Origin of the sequence: Paenibacillus shunpengii (genome assembly GCF_042684905.1) — a bacterium.
In the GTDB taxonomy this organism is placed as follows: Bacteria; Bacillota; Bacilli; order Paenibacillales; family Paenibacillaceae; genus Paenibacillus; species Paenibacillus shunpengii.
On the sequence record NZ_JBHUMJ010000002.1, the window covers coordinates 2,929,861 to 2,945,207 of the forward strand.

Genomic DNA, 15,347 nt, shown 5'->3' on the forward strand with positions numbered 1-15,347 from the left:
AGAAGTTTCCCTTAAAAAATTGTTACTGTAAGCTTAGGAGAGCGGCATCCAGCTTCCATTTCGTATAAGCAAGCGTTTCCCTTATTTGGCTTGGCAAAAATGGCATAACCACAGAATCAGCGAGTGCGACCTCAGGTGCTTCATAGTCAAGAAACTCAGCGATTTCAAGTGATCGCATACCGTGAAAATCATGTGTAATTATGATCGATGAAGTGAAGCCCTGATCCGTCATAATGTTCTGGCTGAACAGTAAATTCTCGTAAGTACTGGTCGCTTCGTTCTCTAGGAAAATATGAGAGGCATTTACCCCGTGCTCTACAAGATAGCGCTGCATGCCTTCGGCCTCGGTAAGTCGATGCTGTGGACTGTCCAATCCGCCGGTAACGATAAAGTATCGGAAGCTTCCTGCTTCATATAGCTCAAGTGCCTTGTCCAACCGTTCAGCGAGACCCGGGCTGGGCTCGTCGCCCCACAGCGACGCCCCCAGCACAATGCCCACGTCAACAGGATCCGCAAATTCCGTTGTCTCATTCGGATTAAAAATCTTCCATTGTACATAAACAACCCAGATCAGTCCGATAATCACGAGTGCTGCTAATATCCTAAATGCATGTTGCAAAAATTTCGTGTTCCTGGGTTTTTTATTTATGGATTTTGCTTGCTCAAATGCCATAGCTCACTCCTTGAATTCCCCATTCTCGAACAAAGTAGAACGGTGTTCCAATGACATCTGGAAATAAGGGAACGAATGCGCATCAATTGAATGCAGCAAGTACTGCGCTGTCCGCATGGACAATTCGTAATCTGTGGTCGTAATATGTCCCTTATCCAAAGCGTCGTCGAGTTCATCCTCATCCAGTAGGAATACTTCACCATCCTTGAGAACAATAACATCCAAATACAAGTCATCAAACCACGGAACACCCTGATCTGTGACTCCCTGACTGCGGCAAGTATCAATATACCACTCAATAATCCGTTCCTGGTCATCAAACATCGCCGTCACAACAAAGTGCTCATCCTTTGGAAAATACTGAAGCCAGGAATACCCTTTATCCGCTGTGCAGAACGTATACCCTCCATATGTTTTCCATAGTGGTTCCTTTAACTCATGGATGGTATAAAGGGATAAATAGCCGGTAAACTCCTCGCTCTCTACATATCGACAGGTGAATTGCCGATTCGTAATCCGGCGCCAGTTCGCCCTGTCTCCAAATTTTCTCTTCATCCTCATCCCTCTTTACTCATCCAATATCCGCTTTAATAAAAACAGCTTACCATATTTAAGTTATACACTCAAAATTTACTCGTATCCAATAAAATCAGTACCCTTGAGCGAAAAAAAGACCTGCCGTCACTGTGACAGCAGGTCTTTTCGCCAATATTATTAAGGTGTCGTTGTACCGGGAACTGTAGTGGTTGGCGGGCTATCTTCACCTGGAGGTGAGATTTCACCAGATGGAGGTGTAGTTTCCTCCGGTGGAGTTTCTCCACCTTCGTTATTACCTCCCCCTCCATTAGAAGGAGGCTCTGTTGTACCATTACCAGCATTGCCAGTGTCATTTCCTCCTTGACCCTCGCCATTACCCGCATTGCCATTGCCGGAACCATTTCCACCGTTACCCTCATTACCTGGGCCGTTTCCTTCACCGGTCTCAGCTCCGGTCCCTTCTCCATTACCGTTGCCGTTATTATCCGGGTTTTCTTCACCTTGACCTGGATCTGTACCTGGATTCTCTGGTACTTCCGGCTGCTCCGGAGTAACAGGAGCTTCCTCTTCCGGTTCGATAAACAGTGACACATGGTTGGACTCACTTGCGTCCTCCCCGTTCTCCGGATTAATAACGGTGACATAATATTCGTAGGTCAGACCCGGTAGAGCTCCCGTGTCCGTTGCCGATGTTCCCGAGATCTGATCCTGGATTCGACTGAAGCTTCCTTCTGACGTCTCTTTACGATAGATTCGGTATTGTAAACCTTCAGTTGATGACCCACTCCAGCTCAGTGATACGGCTTGAGCTTCTTTATCGTAAGAAGCACTCAGTCCACTAACCGTCAGATCCGTTTCGGGCTCTTCCTCTTCAACTGGCGGTTCAGTCACTTCTGGAATTTCACTATCCGGCACAAAGAATTCCTTGCGTTCTACTCCTTCAAGTGCTTTTTCCATCACTGTCTTGAAGAAAGTAGCTGCAAGCCGGCTGCTGTTCTTCAGCAAATGCTGCTGATCCGGATTATCATATCCCATCCAGACTGCGGCGGTATATTCAGGCGTATAGCCGACGAACCATACATCACGGTTCGAGCTGTTTCCTTCGTAACCGCTCTGTGTCGTTCCTGTTTTACCTGCCACAGGACGATCCAGCTTCGCGCTTGTTCCTGTACCGCTATTGACAACTTCTTGCATCATTTCTGTCATTTGATACGCCGTTTGCTCACTCATCACTTGCTCCGCGTTTGATTCATATTCATAAATCACCTTGCCATCGCTGTTCTCAATCCGTGTAATGGCGTGACCTTCCTGATATTGACCTCGATTCGCAAAAGCACTGTATGCCGCAGCCATCTCAAGTGTATTCGTTCCTTTATCCAAGCCGCCAAGCGCCATGGATAGATTGCGATCACCATCCGTCATCGTAATACCCAGCTTCTCGGCAAATTCATATCCCGTATTTACGCCGATTTCATTCAGCAGCCATACAGCAGGAATATTCTCAGACGTCGTAATGGCATCCGCCATTCCAATCGTATTAGAATAACCGTGCAGATTTCGAGGGCAATAATCACCGAAACATTGCTCCGAGTTGCTGAGTGGTGTATTCATTGTAAAATCACCGGTTTCAAGTGCCGGTGCATAGGAAGCAATCGGCTTAAACGCAGAGCCTGGCTGACGATAACTGCTTGTCGCCCGATTCCAGCCTTGACGCTGATAATCTCGGCCACCCTGCATCGCAACGATACCGCCCGTTGCATGGTCCATGATGACCATGGAACCCTGCACCTTCTGGTCCGATGCACTTTCTTCGAACAATTCATCATTCTTAAAAGCGGCTTCTACAGCTTCTTGAGCCTCAGGAGCCATCGCTGTATAGATCTTATAACCACCGATGTTCAGATCATCCGTTGTTTTACCTGTTACACGCTCAGCCTCTTTCAGCACGTAATCGACATAAGCAACGTATTTCTTCTCCTCTTCCGGGCGCTCATAAGCGTAATCCACTGCTTTGGCCTCATCCATCTCTTCCTTCGAAATGTATCCTTGATCATACATTAACTGAAGGACAACCCCTCTTCTTTCTTTGGAGTCGTTAGGATTACCTGCTGGATTATAAGCAGAAGGACCCTTAGGAATCGCCGCCAGCGTTGCAACTTCCCAAATCTCCAGCTCATTCAGGTCACTCTTGCCGAAATAAAACTCCGAAGCGGTTTGAATCCCATAATTCTGGTATCCGAACCAGGTACGGTTTAAATACATCGTCAAGATTTCATCTTTTGAATAGTTCCGTTCGATCGCGAGCGCAATGGACATCTCTGTCGCCTTACGGAAGAACGTCTTGTCTCGTGTCAGAAACACGTTCTTGGCAAGCTGCTGAGAGATTGTACTTCCGCCCTCAACCAGAGAACGGGCCATAATGTCCGTTACTGCTGCCCGACCGATCGCCCATAGGTCAACACCATTGTGTTCGTAGAACCTTCTATCCTCTGTCGCAATAAAGGCATCTTTTAAGATCTGAGGAATCTCCTCACCTTCTACAGGATCACGCTTCTCAATAGAGAGCTCACTGATCTCCTCACCATTTCGGTCATATACCTTAGATGTTTCATTCACCGTCATTTTGTCAAAGTTGGCCTGTAAGATCCGTTCTCCGCTCACCATAATAAACAGATAGCCGGCAAGCGCAACAAAGATAGCAAAAGCAGCTGTAAAAAACAATGTCCAGGCTACACGTTTACCCGATATTTTTTTCTTTTTCTGAGGTCCTGGTTTCTTCTCTTTTTTTTGATTATTCTTACGATTCCCGGACCTAGACAATGTATCGTTTGACATGGTACCTCCTGACTCCCTTGTAGGTGTAGCATCTTCATGCTAGTCTTTAAATCTTTTTTCATAGAATTGAAACCAATTTGTAAACTTTCTCCTGAGAAGTAAAAGAACAACCTTTACAGGTTGCTCCGCCTCAATCCTATACGTATTAAACGAAATGGACAATTTAAAAGTTTCAATGATTGATTTTATTCTTCACCACTGCCATTTTGCATAAGAGAAATATTCCGTTGTGGTGTAAAGGTGGATATGGCATGTTTGTAAATCATTTGCTGGCGTCCGTCACTGTCGACAACAATGGTATAGTTATCAAATGCCTTGACAGTCCCGCGAATTTGAAAACCGTTGACGAGAAAAATGGTAGCTGGAATATTTTCTTTGCGCATTTGATTCAAGAACGTATCTTGGATGTTGATGGACTTGGTCATTAGCCGTACCCCCAATAAGTTCAATTAGATTGATTTGAAGAATAATCATGCTCCAAATTCAGCTTATCTGCTATTATATCACGTATAGTAGCGAAGTTCGTAGAAAAATTTGCTGTGTCCGTCATATCCACCCATTGAATATCCTTCATATGACGGAACCAGGACAGCTGTCGTTTGGCGAAGCGACGCGTATCCCTCTTCAGTTCACTTACTGCTGTATCCAGTGGTACTTCTCCACGCAGGTAGGCAGCGATTTCTTTGTAACCGAGGCCTTGCATGGAAATAAAGCCGGGACCCACACCTTGGCTGAGAAGTGAAGCAACCTCCTCTACCAGCCCCTCCTTCATCATTTCGTCAATACGGTCTTCAATACGGTTATATAGCATTTCTCTATCCATTGTCAAACCGACGATACAGAGTTCGTAGGGAGACTGCTTATTCTGGGCAGCCAGCTGTTCGGATTGTTTGACTCCGGTCATGTGATATATTTCAAGGGATCGCACCACCCTGCGCACATCGTTTGGATGAAGTCTTGAGGCACTGTCTGCATCTACCTCTTGTAGTTTCTGGTGCAATGCCTCCGCTCCGTTTGCTTCCGCATAATCAAACTGGGCTTTTCTAAATTGTTCATCAGAGCCTGCTTCAGAGAATTGAAAATCATAGCATACCGATTCAACATACAGCCCGGTCCCTCCTACGATAAAAGGCAGCTTGCCCCGCTCATGTATCTCTCGAATCAGCCTGCGGCTCTCCTCTTGAAATTCCGCGACAGAATATGGGTAATCCGGCTCATGAATGTCGATAAGATGGTGTGGGATACCTCCCATTTCCTCTGGCTTGATCTTCGCCGTCCCGATGTCCATCCGTCTGTAGACCTGCATGGAATCGCCTGAGATAATTTCGCATTGAAAGGTCTTAGCCAGTTCGATGCTCATTTTTGTCTTGCCTACTGCGGTAGGTCCCACCAGCACAAGCAGCTTAGGCTTTCGAGTTTCTGTCAAGTTCAATCACTCCGTACACTGTTTTTGAATGGGCACGATTCACGGCACTAAAACCGAGTCTCGCAAATTCACCACTGTCCCTTTTTTCTTTCATAACCACTGTCTTTCTAGCCACTCTCTTGGCCTCTGTGATGCTCTCCAGCGCCAAGGGCGAACTATTCGCATATCTGCGCAAAGGACGAATCGCATTTGAATCCATAACAGGCTCACGGAACATCGGGTCAAAATATACGACATCGACACTATTGTCACCCATGCCGCGGAGCAGCTCTAGATGGTTGCTGTGCTTCACCTGAATGGATCTTAGCGCCTCATCCACACGGCTGTTGCCGCTCCGATAATACTTCATGCCCTCTAGCAGTACGGTGTACAAAGTATGTGAACTCTCACAAGCGGTGACATGCCCTTCTCCTCCTGCAGCGACGGCGAAGACCAGCGAATCCGTACCAAGACCTGCCGTACAGTCCAGCACAGAGTCACCCTTCTGGAACTTCGCAGCTTCCAGCATAGGATCGCTCTCTCCTTTTAGTACGCGCTTCGCCCGAACGAATCCCATGCTTGGATGAAATTCGAGCACAGGCTCCCCCGGACTGATCAAACGAACACCATTGGTTACAACAACGATAATATCTTCATCGCCATATTGTTCCGATAGCTTGGCCAGGGAAGCTTTATTTCGCTGAACATAGCTTGAATGGGTAACCTCGGCAAGACGAACCGCACGCTCCGCAAGCGTCTTTGCATTCGTATCGCCTGTTGTAATTATCATTTATTTTCTCCTAGTCATTATCATCTGATTTAGTTCAACTACTTCATGTTGTTCCACATTACATCACTCTTTTAAACATCTTTTCCAGATCATAGGTTGAGAACGAGACGACTATAGGTCTTCCATGTGGACAAGTATACGGCTGCTTGCAGCCCGCGAGCCGCTCCAGCAGCACGACCGCTTCCTGATCTGTCAGCTTCTGATTGGCTTTAATTGATGCCTTGCATGAGCACATAATGGACGCGGCTTCACGGAGCTTAGACAGATCAATTCCCCGCTCTGACAGCACCCATTCCGCCATCTCCAGAATGATTGACTCTTCATCGCCTTTGGGCAGCCAATAAGGATAGGATGTAACACGGAAGGTTTGTCCACCGAAATGCTCCAGGTAAACTCCAGCCTGTTCAAACCAATGAAGCTTGTCCTTTAGCTGCTCTGTCTCCGAGGGTGTGAACTCCAAAGTGATCGGGAGCAGGAGCTCCTGAGATGCCTCAACCGGATTGCCGAATTGGTTGTAGTAGAATTCATAGTTAATTCTCTCATGTGCAGCATGTTGGTCAATCAGATACAACCCGTTCTCATTTTGTGCGATCAAATAAGTTCCGTGATGCTGACCGATCAGCTCCAGCTCAGGAAACTGTGGCAGCTCTGCCTTTGTACCCGCTAGCTGTCCATAATGATCTTTGATCATTCCTTGTACATTCTTTGACTTAAGCGCAGCACTGTCCCGGTAATAATCCCCATTCGCACGATTCATTCTCGTTTCTCTGATGACCTGCTGCTTGAACGAATCGCGCACAGTGTAATTGTCATCTATATCTTCAATCGGTGCAGCAGAAGAACTCCCTGCTGCACGATCAGTATTTGCTGTGCTTAAACGTTCCCTTTTCTCAGCATTGCTTGGCTGAGGCTGGGAACGGGTCATATCCCTCTCATAAATAGGTGGGCTAATGCCCTGCTTATCCGTCGGATTGTACATCTTCTTCACAGGGCTTGATAAGGATGAGGTTCCAGATATCTCCTTATTCGTTGCACTTGCATGCACTTCATGCGGCTTCGATTTTGTAAAATGAAATTGCTCCTGTATAAACGATTTACTCTCCGGCTTTCCAATACTCTGTTTAATTACTTGGGGAATGAGCACTTCCTGCTTAAGTGCAGCGCGAGTGTGCTCCTCCACAAAAGTATACAGCTCAGGCTCCTTGCTGAATCGAACCTCCAATTTGGCCGGATGGACGTTAACATCCACTAATGACGGATGCATGTCCAGCTGCAGTACGGCAAGCGGAAACCGATTAATCGGAAGCAGCGTATGATAGGCTTTAAGCAGAGCTTGGTTCAGCCCATAATTTTTAATATAACGGCCATTAATGATGGTCGATATGCCATTGCGATTAGCCCTTGTAAGATCTGGCCTGCTTACATAACCGCTGATTCGATAATCCAGACTCTCGCCGCTGATCGGGAGCATCGCTTTGGCAGCGGAGGTTCCGTATACCGCAGCAATGACCTGAAGCAGATCTCCATTGCCTAGGGTCTGCAAGAGCAGGTTGCCATTATGTCTTAACGTGAATGCGATATCGGCGTGAGATAACGCCATTCTGTACAAGACATCCGAAATATGCCCAAGCTCCGTCTGAATCGTCTTCATATATTTCAATCTGGCTGGGGTATTGTAGAACAGCTCCTCAACCAAAAAATCGGTCCCGCGAGAGGCAGTAATATCGTCATGCTTGATCAGCTTGCCGCCCTCGATGACAATCTCACGCCCACGTCCGTCGGATTCAGTCGCACTGATCAGCCTTACTTTGGATACGGCAGCAATACTCGGTAAGGCCTCGCCCCGAAAACCAAGACTCGTGATCTCAAATAAATCCCGACCGTTGGCAATTTTACTCGTCGCATGGCGGTAAAAGGCGGTTTCCATATCCTCTGCATCAATTCCGCCTCCATTATCGGTGATCCGGATGCTTTGGAGCCCTCCTTCATGTACGGATACATCGATACGGGTGCTTCCTGCATCAATGGAATTTTCCACAAGCTCCTTAACGACAGAAGCGGGTCTCTCCACCACTTCACCGGCAGCGATCTGATTGGCAATATGCTCGTCCAGCACATGAATTCTAGCCACCTTTTACCCCTCCCTTTTATTTATAGGTTCATAACCTTACATATCTGTTACTTTCATTTTCAATTCATTTACAAGCTGCATCGCTTGAAGCGGCGTCATGTTCATTAAATCCGCGTTCCTAATCCGTTTTATCAGCTGCTTGACAACAGGGTCCAGCTCATGAGCTTCCTGCGCACCTTTCTTCTTCGGCTCAGGCCATTCATCTCCAAATATCGACAGCTGCACAACTTCATTTGACATAGCAGCGGGCTCTTCCGTTTCTTCATTTGCAAACGTCTTCGCAGCTAATTTCGTCTCCTTCAGCATCATTTGATCTGACGAAGCTGCCGCTTCCTTCTCGGCTTGACGGTAATCGTTCTGGAACGGCTCCTTATGCCCTTCAGCAACGATATCAAATGAGTGCTCTTCAATGGTGTGGATCAGCCTGCTCGCACGATCAATAATCGAACTCGGCAGCCCAGCCAGTCTTGCGACATAAATCCCATAGCTGCTGCTTGCCGCACCAGGGATCAGTTTGCGTAGAAACTGCACTTCATTTTCCTTCTCCTGCACGGCCATTGAATAATTTCGAAGGGAAGGAAGACTATCCTCCAGATGGGCAAGCTCATGAAAATGAGTAGAGACCAGAGCTTTGCACCCGATGTGATCATGCACATATTCAATGACCGACTGAGCAATCGCCATACCTTCGCTCGTTGAGGTTCCGCGCCCCAGCTCGTCGATAATAATCAGGCTTCGCGGAGTTGCCTTTTCCGTCATCACCTGAATGTCAGCCATTTCTACCATGAAGGTACTCTGACCGCCGATCAAATCATCACCTGCGCCAATTCTCGTAAATATTCGATCCATGATCGGAACCTCAGCCTCCACAGCAGGAACGAAGCAGCCAATTTGAGCCAGAATAGAGATGAGCGCCACTTGACGCATATACGTACTCTTCCCCGCCATATTCGGCCCAGTAATCAGCAGAATTCGTGGATCCTCCTGTGTTAACACCGTATCATTTGCCATAAATGCACCATCACGCATGACCGATTCTACAACAGGATGCCGTCCTCCAATAAGCTTCATGTCAAATCCATCCGTGATGCTCGGTTTAACAAAACCGCGTTCTGCACTGACGGCAGCAAGTGAATGGTACACATCAATCTCTGCGACCTGCTCAGCCAACTTCTGCAATCTTTTAATCTCCTTGCTAAGCTGATCACGAATCTCGATAAATAATGAATATTCAAGCCCTACCATCTTATCTTCAGCTTCCAGAATGAGAGATTCCTTCTCTTTCAGCTCAGGTGTAATATATCGCTCGGCATTAGCCAATGTTTGTTTGCGCTCATATCTGCCCTCAGGCAGGGATGAAATATTCGATTTGGTCACTTCGATATAGTAGCCGAACACTTTGTTATAACCGATCTTAAGTGAGCGGATCCCCGTAATTTCGCGTTCCTGTGCTTCTAATTCGGCGATCCAGCGCTTACCATTCACGCTTGCATAACGCAGCTCATCCAAATGTTCATGATATCCTTCGCGTATCATTCCGCCTTCTCTGACAGAGACGGGCGGCTCGTCCACGATGGCATGATGAATCATCTCGCGCAAATCGGAGCAATCATCCATCGTTTCTGCAATACGGCGCAAGGTGCTAGAAGGAGAATCTGCACACAGCTTGGCAAGCGCAGGTATCATTTCAAGAGACACCTTGAGCGCATTCAAATCCCGTCCATTGGCATTGCCGAATGCAATTCGTCCAACCAGTCGTTCCAGATCATAAATTTCCTTCAGCTGCTCACGAATGTCGCTTCGCAGAATAAACTGGTTGTACAGCTTGTCCACCGCTTCAAGACGCTCTTCGATCTTCTGTCGTTGGAGAAGCGGCTTATCAATCCAGCGTCTGAGCATTCTCGCTCCCATGGAGGTCTCTGTCTTATCTATCAGGGATAGAAGGGAGCCCTTCTTGGAGCGGTCACGCACCGTTTCCACAAGCTCCAGATTTCTTCGCGTGAATGGATCCAGAATCATATAATGATCGGGTTCATACGTCTGGATTTGAGTCAATTGCCCCAATGAGCGCTTCTGGGTCTCATTCAGGTAGGCAAACAACGTCGCAAGACAATGTCTGCGTTCTTCCCCCAGACGGGCCCATGCAGCTTCACCGAATTGGGTTATAACAAGCTCAGCTTTGCTCTTGTCACAAGCCGTGTAGGTGATCTTCCGGTTGCCTGCCAGCATCTCGGACTGCACCGTCTGCAGCAGCTCAGCATCTCCGATCAGCTCAGAGGGCTCATAGATGCCAATTTCATCCTTAAGCCACTTTTCAGAATATGGAGCAGAGGTAACATACAGCTCTCCTGTAGATAAATCGCAGGCAGCAATCGCCAAAACACCGCTGGTTTGTGTCAAGCAGATCATATAATTGTTTGACTTCTCGCCAATCGTCTTGCCTTCCATGACGGTGCCCGGCGTAATCACTCTCACAATTTCACGGCGTACCATTCCTTTGGTTGCGGCCGGATCTTCCATTTGTTCACATACCGCAACTTTGTACCCTTTCTCAATCAATCGCTGAATATAATTATCGGCGGAATGATAAGGCACGCCGCACATGGGAATACGTTCTCCGCCACCACCTTCACGGCCGGTTAACGTAATCTCGAGTTCCTTCGCAGCAAGGGTTGCATCCTCAAAAAACATCTCATAAAAATCACCAAGTCTAAAAAAAAGAAACGCATCCTGCGCCTGTTCTTTTACCTTCAAATATTGTTCAATCATTGGCGTGTATTGAGCCATGAATTATACCACTCCTGCCACACAATTTGCATCGATAATTTCGAGTCCTATCATCCATCTGGTAACACATATATTAGGTTATCCAAATGAATGTTATAGCTCATCAAAACGATGATACGGATTCATCCGCTTATTATATCAAAAAGAGACCTCTTATTCATGGCTTTTGCTGAATATTCCAGAGAGGTCTTATATCCTTGGATTCATCCCATGTCTTCCCTTGATAGAGTGCCGTAATCAAGGGATTCACATATTTATGATGCCGATTGTAATCGGGCAGAGCTGTTAATTCCTGCAGCAAGGGATGAACCAGTCCGCGAAGAACTTGTTTATTCCCCTTATAAAAAGCTTCATGATTCTCAGTAAGATCAAGCGGTCTTCGCTGAAGCAGCCGGTAATTGGCAGCGACCAGATAAGCAATGGATACCACCCCTTTGGCAATCATTGGAGATACCAAGAAGCTCGGAAGTGTCCTGTACTCGAAGCCGCCATAGGGCTGAGTTCTAAAATCACCCAAGTAGCCGTATTTCGGTCTTCGGCCGCTGCTGCGAGGATCCTCCAATATGGCGATCGGAAGCGCCAAGTAATTGTCGAGAGCACGGAGCAGATCATAGGTTAGAACCACTCTGCTAAAATGCACATGTCCACCCAGCGGAAGACCGCTTACCGGAAGCCCGCCTGCTCTCCATAACAGCGTGTGATCCGTAATCAGCGTTGAAGCAGTTAAGAACGCGTGCATCAAATGAGCGAGGAGCTCCCGAGGCTCTGAGCTTGGCATAGGTCTAAGCTCCGCGACAGGGTAAGATCTTCGTCCGCCTCGAGTTACCGCGTCACACCCGGCTTCGCCCGTTCGTTCTAGAAATAAAGAAGCAGGCACAACTCGCTCCTCCTGTTGGCTAATCAGCAGAAATTCCGGATCCATACCGAGTACCGGAGACGTATGTAAATTTCTCTCTGCCTCAAGAGCAAGCTGCTTCTCCATCATCGCCTGTTCGTACAACTCTGCTATCCCTTCTCTAATTAACCATGGCTGTGAATGAACGCTGCTTACGCTAATGCCTTGCTGTCCTCCAGCCTGCAGCACAACCTCTGCATGCTCCAGATTCAGTGCATATGCCGCTCGAACAGCAGCACGTTCAATTCGATTGTAGAGCGAAATGTTGTCCTCCCTATGCAGCACCGTCCTGTTGCCTTCCCGAATTCCGGCATAGCTCTTTTTCACGATTCTTAACGCATGAAGCTGACTGATCAAGACTTCATAAGTCACAAGGAACTGCAGCTTATTCTCTTTAGGATGAATCAGGGAAGAACGAAGTCCTGAGCGGGTTAATCTTGCCTCACGCTCCTCCATTGTCATCGACTCGTAATGTTCCGAATTTCGAATTACTAACATGGCATCTAGACCGTCCTTCCCCTAAAAAAGAAATAAAAAAAGGAGGGCTGCCGCCCTCTACGCCGAAGGGTTCGGCGCATATATTGCCATATAGGTATTGCAGCACCAATTAGATCTCATCATCCAGCAAGTCAGGATCAAGCTCGTCAAAATCACCATCAAGTGAGCCGAAATCATAATCTTTGTCTGCTTCTTCATTGCAGTTGTTCTTGCACACGACAACACGAACCTTGGTTTCAGCAACCATTTCGGCTGCAAATTCACGTTCCACGCGGATGACAACACTGCCTCCGCCCGAAGCTACCGTCGCCTCTACACAGCTCGGTTCCTGCGTTGCATCCGCAGAGACCTCAACAGTGGAGGCACGATGCTTAGGATCCAGATAGGATAGTGGAATGTTCTCTACATAGGATACTGTCTTCTTCGCTACATCGGTTTGAGAGTTTTGGTCATAGGAATACCAAATGTTGATATCGTAAGTACCAATAACTTCAATTCCGTCTCCTGCCGGGACCGATTCGTACTCGTGGTTAATAATCCATGCCCCCAAAATACTGGTAGGATTATGTGGCGGAGTCACGGTATGTGTTACGGTAGAGAACTTACGACCCTTGCCGCAGATCGCCTTCGTTATAATCTCTCTACATTGATGTTTATGACTCAATGACATCTTTGAACCTCCTCCATACAATCATTCCATTTATATGTATGCAGGACATGGGCGTTTGTTACCAATTTACAGATAAATATAATTGAAAAAGATAACTTTTAATTTATAGCGGCTTAGATGTTGAATAAGCTAATTTCCTTTTGCAGGGACAGGGAACGGTGCCTTGTCCTTTTTCGCAATCTTCAAGTACAAAGCGAGTTCCCGGCACAGCTGACGGATCGACGAACGAATCTCGAATTCTTCTCTTGTTGTGGGCAGATCCATCGTTCTAAACTCTTGCTCTACCATGCTTAGAAGTTTCTCGGTCCTTCCAGTATAGAACTCATTGCACACATCATCGCTTAACTGCTCGAACAATTCAGCTACCATTTCCGCATGCGGCATGGTCGTATATACCTGTGATATTAAATGCATCATATGCTGAATGGAATCCAGCTGGGTCTTGCGCATATAAAAGTATGCAGTCCATTCCTCGTTCGGATGGATCACTTGATTCTCAAGATACAGCTTGGAGGCTGCGACTCCCTTATCTATTGCCTTCTCAGCTTCCATGAATTCAGCACCCGTCCACACGTATGAGGGATCTCTTAGTGTGCGGCCAAACTGGGTGAAAATTACCGAAAACAGCTCATCGATCTCTGAACGGATGTTGAAGAGCATGTTATCCGATTTTGGCATATAAGCTAAATTAACGACCATCGCCGAGCCAAGCCCAACAATGAGCAGTAGTATTTGTGTCCAGATGACTTCGAGGCTCATCTCTCCTCCGCTAAACACACGGAAGACGACGACGGACCCTGTGACTATGCCTTCTTTAAAGCCAAACCGCACAATGGCAGGAAATGCCGTCAGGATATAAATGGCCAGCACCCAATAATGAAATCCAAACAGGAAAAAAAGTACTGAAGCAAAAAGAAGCCCTACTACGGACGCAAAAAATCGCGCCGAGATCGTCTTCAGGCTTCTTTTACGAGTAACATCGACACCCAGAATGGCCAGCAATCCTGCCGACGTTGGTCCTTTTAACTGCATAGCATCAGCCAGCAGCACAGCCATTAAGGCAGCAATCGCTGTTTTGATAACGCGGAAACCCATGTATGATAACCCTCTCTTCTCTCTATAAGGCGAGTACATTAAATAATGATTCCATTATATTAGTACCCAATCAGATCGTAGGTATCAATCGTACACGATTTTTCCTTCTGGAACAATGTGACATGTCACAGACATATTTACGGATGTGAGATAGAATCCATAGTTCAGTCAAGAGCGGATTAATACTCCCTGCCATTCATCAGCTTACGCTCGAGCCACGCTACCAGCTGATACATTACCGTCGCCACTACAGCAATTACAATGAGACTCGACATAACGAGGGTGAAATTAAACACTTGAAAACCATATATAATTAAATATCCCAAGCCTTCCTTCGCGACAAGAAATTCTCCCACAATAACTCCGATCCAGGCCAAACCTACATTTACCTTAAGTGTGGAGACGATCGCAGGAAAGGATGCAGGAAAGATTACTTTGCGAAAAATATGCTTTCGGTTTCCTCCAAATGTGCGTACAACCTTTACATAGTTTGGGTCTACTTCATTAAAGCTGTTATACACAACAAGCGTTGTAATAATAACTGTAATAGATATGGTCGTCATGACAATTGCAGTAAAGCCAGCGCCAAACATGACGATAAAGATGGGTCCAAGGGCTACCTTCGGCATACTGTTCAGTACTACCAAGTAAGGATCAAGCACCTTCGATAAGAAAGGGGACCACCAGATAAGTACAGCGATGAGCGTGCCAAGCAGTGTGCCCAGCAGGAAGCCGACAATCGTTTCAAACACCGTGACTGAGGTATGGAGCCAAATTTCGCCGCTGACCACATCCTTCCACAGCTGTGCGCCAATCTTGGAAGGATAGCTGAACAGGAGCACGTCAATCCATCTTAATCTGCCCGCGATTTCCCAATACAGGAACATCATAATAAGAATCGCAATCTGCGTCAGACTGACATATCTTCTCCATCTTCTTCTCCGTTTCTTGTGCTGGAGATGAATGCTGTGAAGCCATTGCTCTTCCTGCGCTTTTTCATGAGGTGCTGCTTCCAACGGTTTTGCTTCCAT

The 15,347-nt window shown here is 46.9% G+C and carries 12 protein-coding genes; all 12 read right to left on the minus strand.

Annotated elements, in window-relative coordinates; all coding sequences use genetic code 11:
* Nucleotides 1-22 precede the first annotated feature (22 nt).
* Nucleotides 23-619 carry a SanA/YdcF family protein gene (locus tag ACFSVM_RS13640; RefSeq protein WP_379262723.1) on the minus strand — a complete coding sequence of 199 codons (597 nt, stop codon included), beginning with the start codon at nt 617-619 and terminating at the stop codon, nt 23-25.
* A 57-nt stretch (nt 620-676) separates the two neighbouring features.
* The gene (locus ACFSVM_RS13645; RefSeq protein ID WP_076312802.1) at nt 677-1,228 is read right to left on the minus strand and encodes a DUF402 domain-containing protein; all 552 of its coding nucleotides are present in this window, start codon (nt 1,226-1,228) and stop codon (nt 677-679) included.
* A gap of 159 nt (nt 1,229-1,387) precedes the next feature.
* Complete coding sequence (locus ACFSVM_RS13650) at nt 1,388-4,045, minus strand: transglycosylase domain-containing protein (RefSeq protein ID WP_090724028.1); 2,658 nt, start codon at nt 4,043-4,045, stop codon at nt 1,388-1,390.
* 185 nt (nt 4,046-4,230) lie between these two features.
* A complete protein-coding gene (hfq, locus tag ACFSVM_RS13655; protein WP_047910668.1) occupies nt 4,231-4,470 on the minus strand; it encodes an RNA chaperone Hfq in 240 nt (79 codons plus the stop codon).
* 20 nt (nt 4,471-4,490) lie between these two features.
* The gene (gene miaA, locus ACFSVM_RS13660) at nt 4,491-5,471 is read right to left on the minus strand and encodes a tRNA (adenosine(37)-N6)-dimethylallyltransferase MiaA (RefSeq protein ID WP_076312804.1); all 981 of its coding nucleotides are present in this window, start codon (nt 5,469-5,471) and stop codon (nt 4,491-4,493) included.
* Entirely contained in the window at nt 5,449-6,240 is a 792-nt protein-coding gene (locus ACFSVM_RS13665; protein WP_379262727.1) for a class I SAM-dependent methyltransferase, read from the minus strand. Before ACFSVM_RS13665 ends, miaA begins: the two co-directional genes overlap by 23 nt.
* 58 nt (nt 6,241-6,298) lie before the next feature.
* Nucleotides 6,299-8,371, minus strand: a complete 2,073-nt coding sequence (gene mutL / locus ACFSVM_RS13670) for a DNA mismatch repair endonuclease MutL (protein WP_076312806.1) — start codon at nt 8,369-8,371, stop codon at nt 6,299-6,301.
* Between the two features lie 36 nt (nt 8,372-8,407).
* Nucleotides 8,408-11,158, minus strand: a complete 2,751-nt coding sequence (mutS, locus tag ACFSVM_RS13675; protein WP_379262729.1) for a DNA mismatch repair protein MutS — start codon at nt 11,156-11,158, stop codon at nt 8,408-8,410.
* Nucleotides 11,159-11,315: 157 nt separating this feature from the next.
* Nucleotides 11,316-12,551, minus strand: a complete 1,236-nt coding sequence (locus ACFSVM_RS13680) for a putative amidoligase domain-containing protein (protein WP_379262731.1) — start codon at nt 12,549-12,551, stop codon at nt 11,316-11,318.
* 109 nt (nt 12,552-12,660) lie between these two features.
* Nucleotides 12,661-13,221, minus strand: a complete 561-nt coding sequence (locus tag ACFSVM_RS13685; protein ID WP_076312809.1) for an outer spore coat protein CotE — start codon at nt 13,219-13,221, stop codon at nt 12,661-12,663.
* Between the two features lie 129 nt (nt 13,222-13,350).
* The gene (locus tag ACFSVM_RS13690) at nt 13,351-14,316 is read right to left on the minus strand and encodes an aromatic acid exporter family protein (RefSeq protein ID WP_379262734.1); all 966 of its coding nucleotides are present in this window, start codon (nt 14,314-14,316) and stop codon (nt 13,351-13,353) included.
* A gap of 179 nt (nt 14,317-14,495) precedes the next feature.
* Nucleotides 14,496-15,347: an ABC transporter permease gene (locus ACFSVM_RS13695; RefSeq protein ID WP_090724021.1), complete on the minus strand. Its 852-nt coding sequence runs from the start codon at nt 15,345-15,347 to the stop codon at nt 14,496-14,498.

Coding starts and splice junctions, on each gene's coding strand:
- ACFSVM_RS13645 (WP_076312802.1), bottom strand. CDS start 1,228: ATGAAGAGAAAATTTGGAGACAGGGCGAACTGGCGCCGGATTACGAAT.
- ACFSVM_RS13650 (WP_090724028.1), bottom strand. CDS start 4,045: ATGTCAAACGATACATTGTCTAGGTCCGGGAATCGTAAGAATAATCAA.
- hfq (WP_047910668.1), bottom strand. CDS start 4,470: ATGACCAAGTCCATCAACATCCAAGATACGTTCTTGAATCAAATGCGC.
- ACFSVM_RS13665 (WP_379262727.1), bottom strand. CDS start 6,240: ATGATAATTACAACAGGCGATACGAATGCAAAGACGCTTGCGGAGCGT.
- mutS (WP_379262729.1), bottom strand. CDS start 11,158: ATGGCTCAATACACGCCAATGATTGAACAATATTTGAAGGTAAAAGAA.
- ACFSVM_RS13680 (WP_379262731.1), bottom strand. CDS start 12,551: ATGTTAGTAATTCGAAATTCGGAACATTACGAGTCGATGACAATGGAG.
- ACFSVM_RS13685 (WP_076312809.1), bottom strand. CDS start 13,221: ATGTCATTGAGTCATAAACATCAATGTAGAGAGATTATAACGAAGGCG.
- ACFSVM_RS13690 (WP_379262734.1), bottom strand. CDS start 14,316: ATGGGTTTCCGCGTTATCAAAACAGCGATTGCTGCCTTAATGGCTGTG.
- ACFSVM_RS13695 (WP_090724021.1), bottom strand. CDS start 15,347: ATGGAAGCAAAACCGTTGGAAGCAGCACCTCATGAAAAAGCGCAGGAA.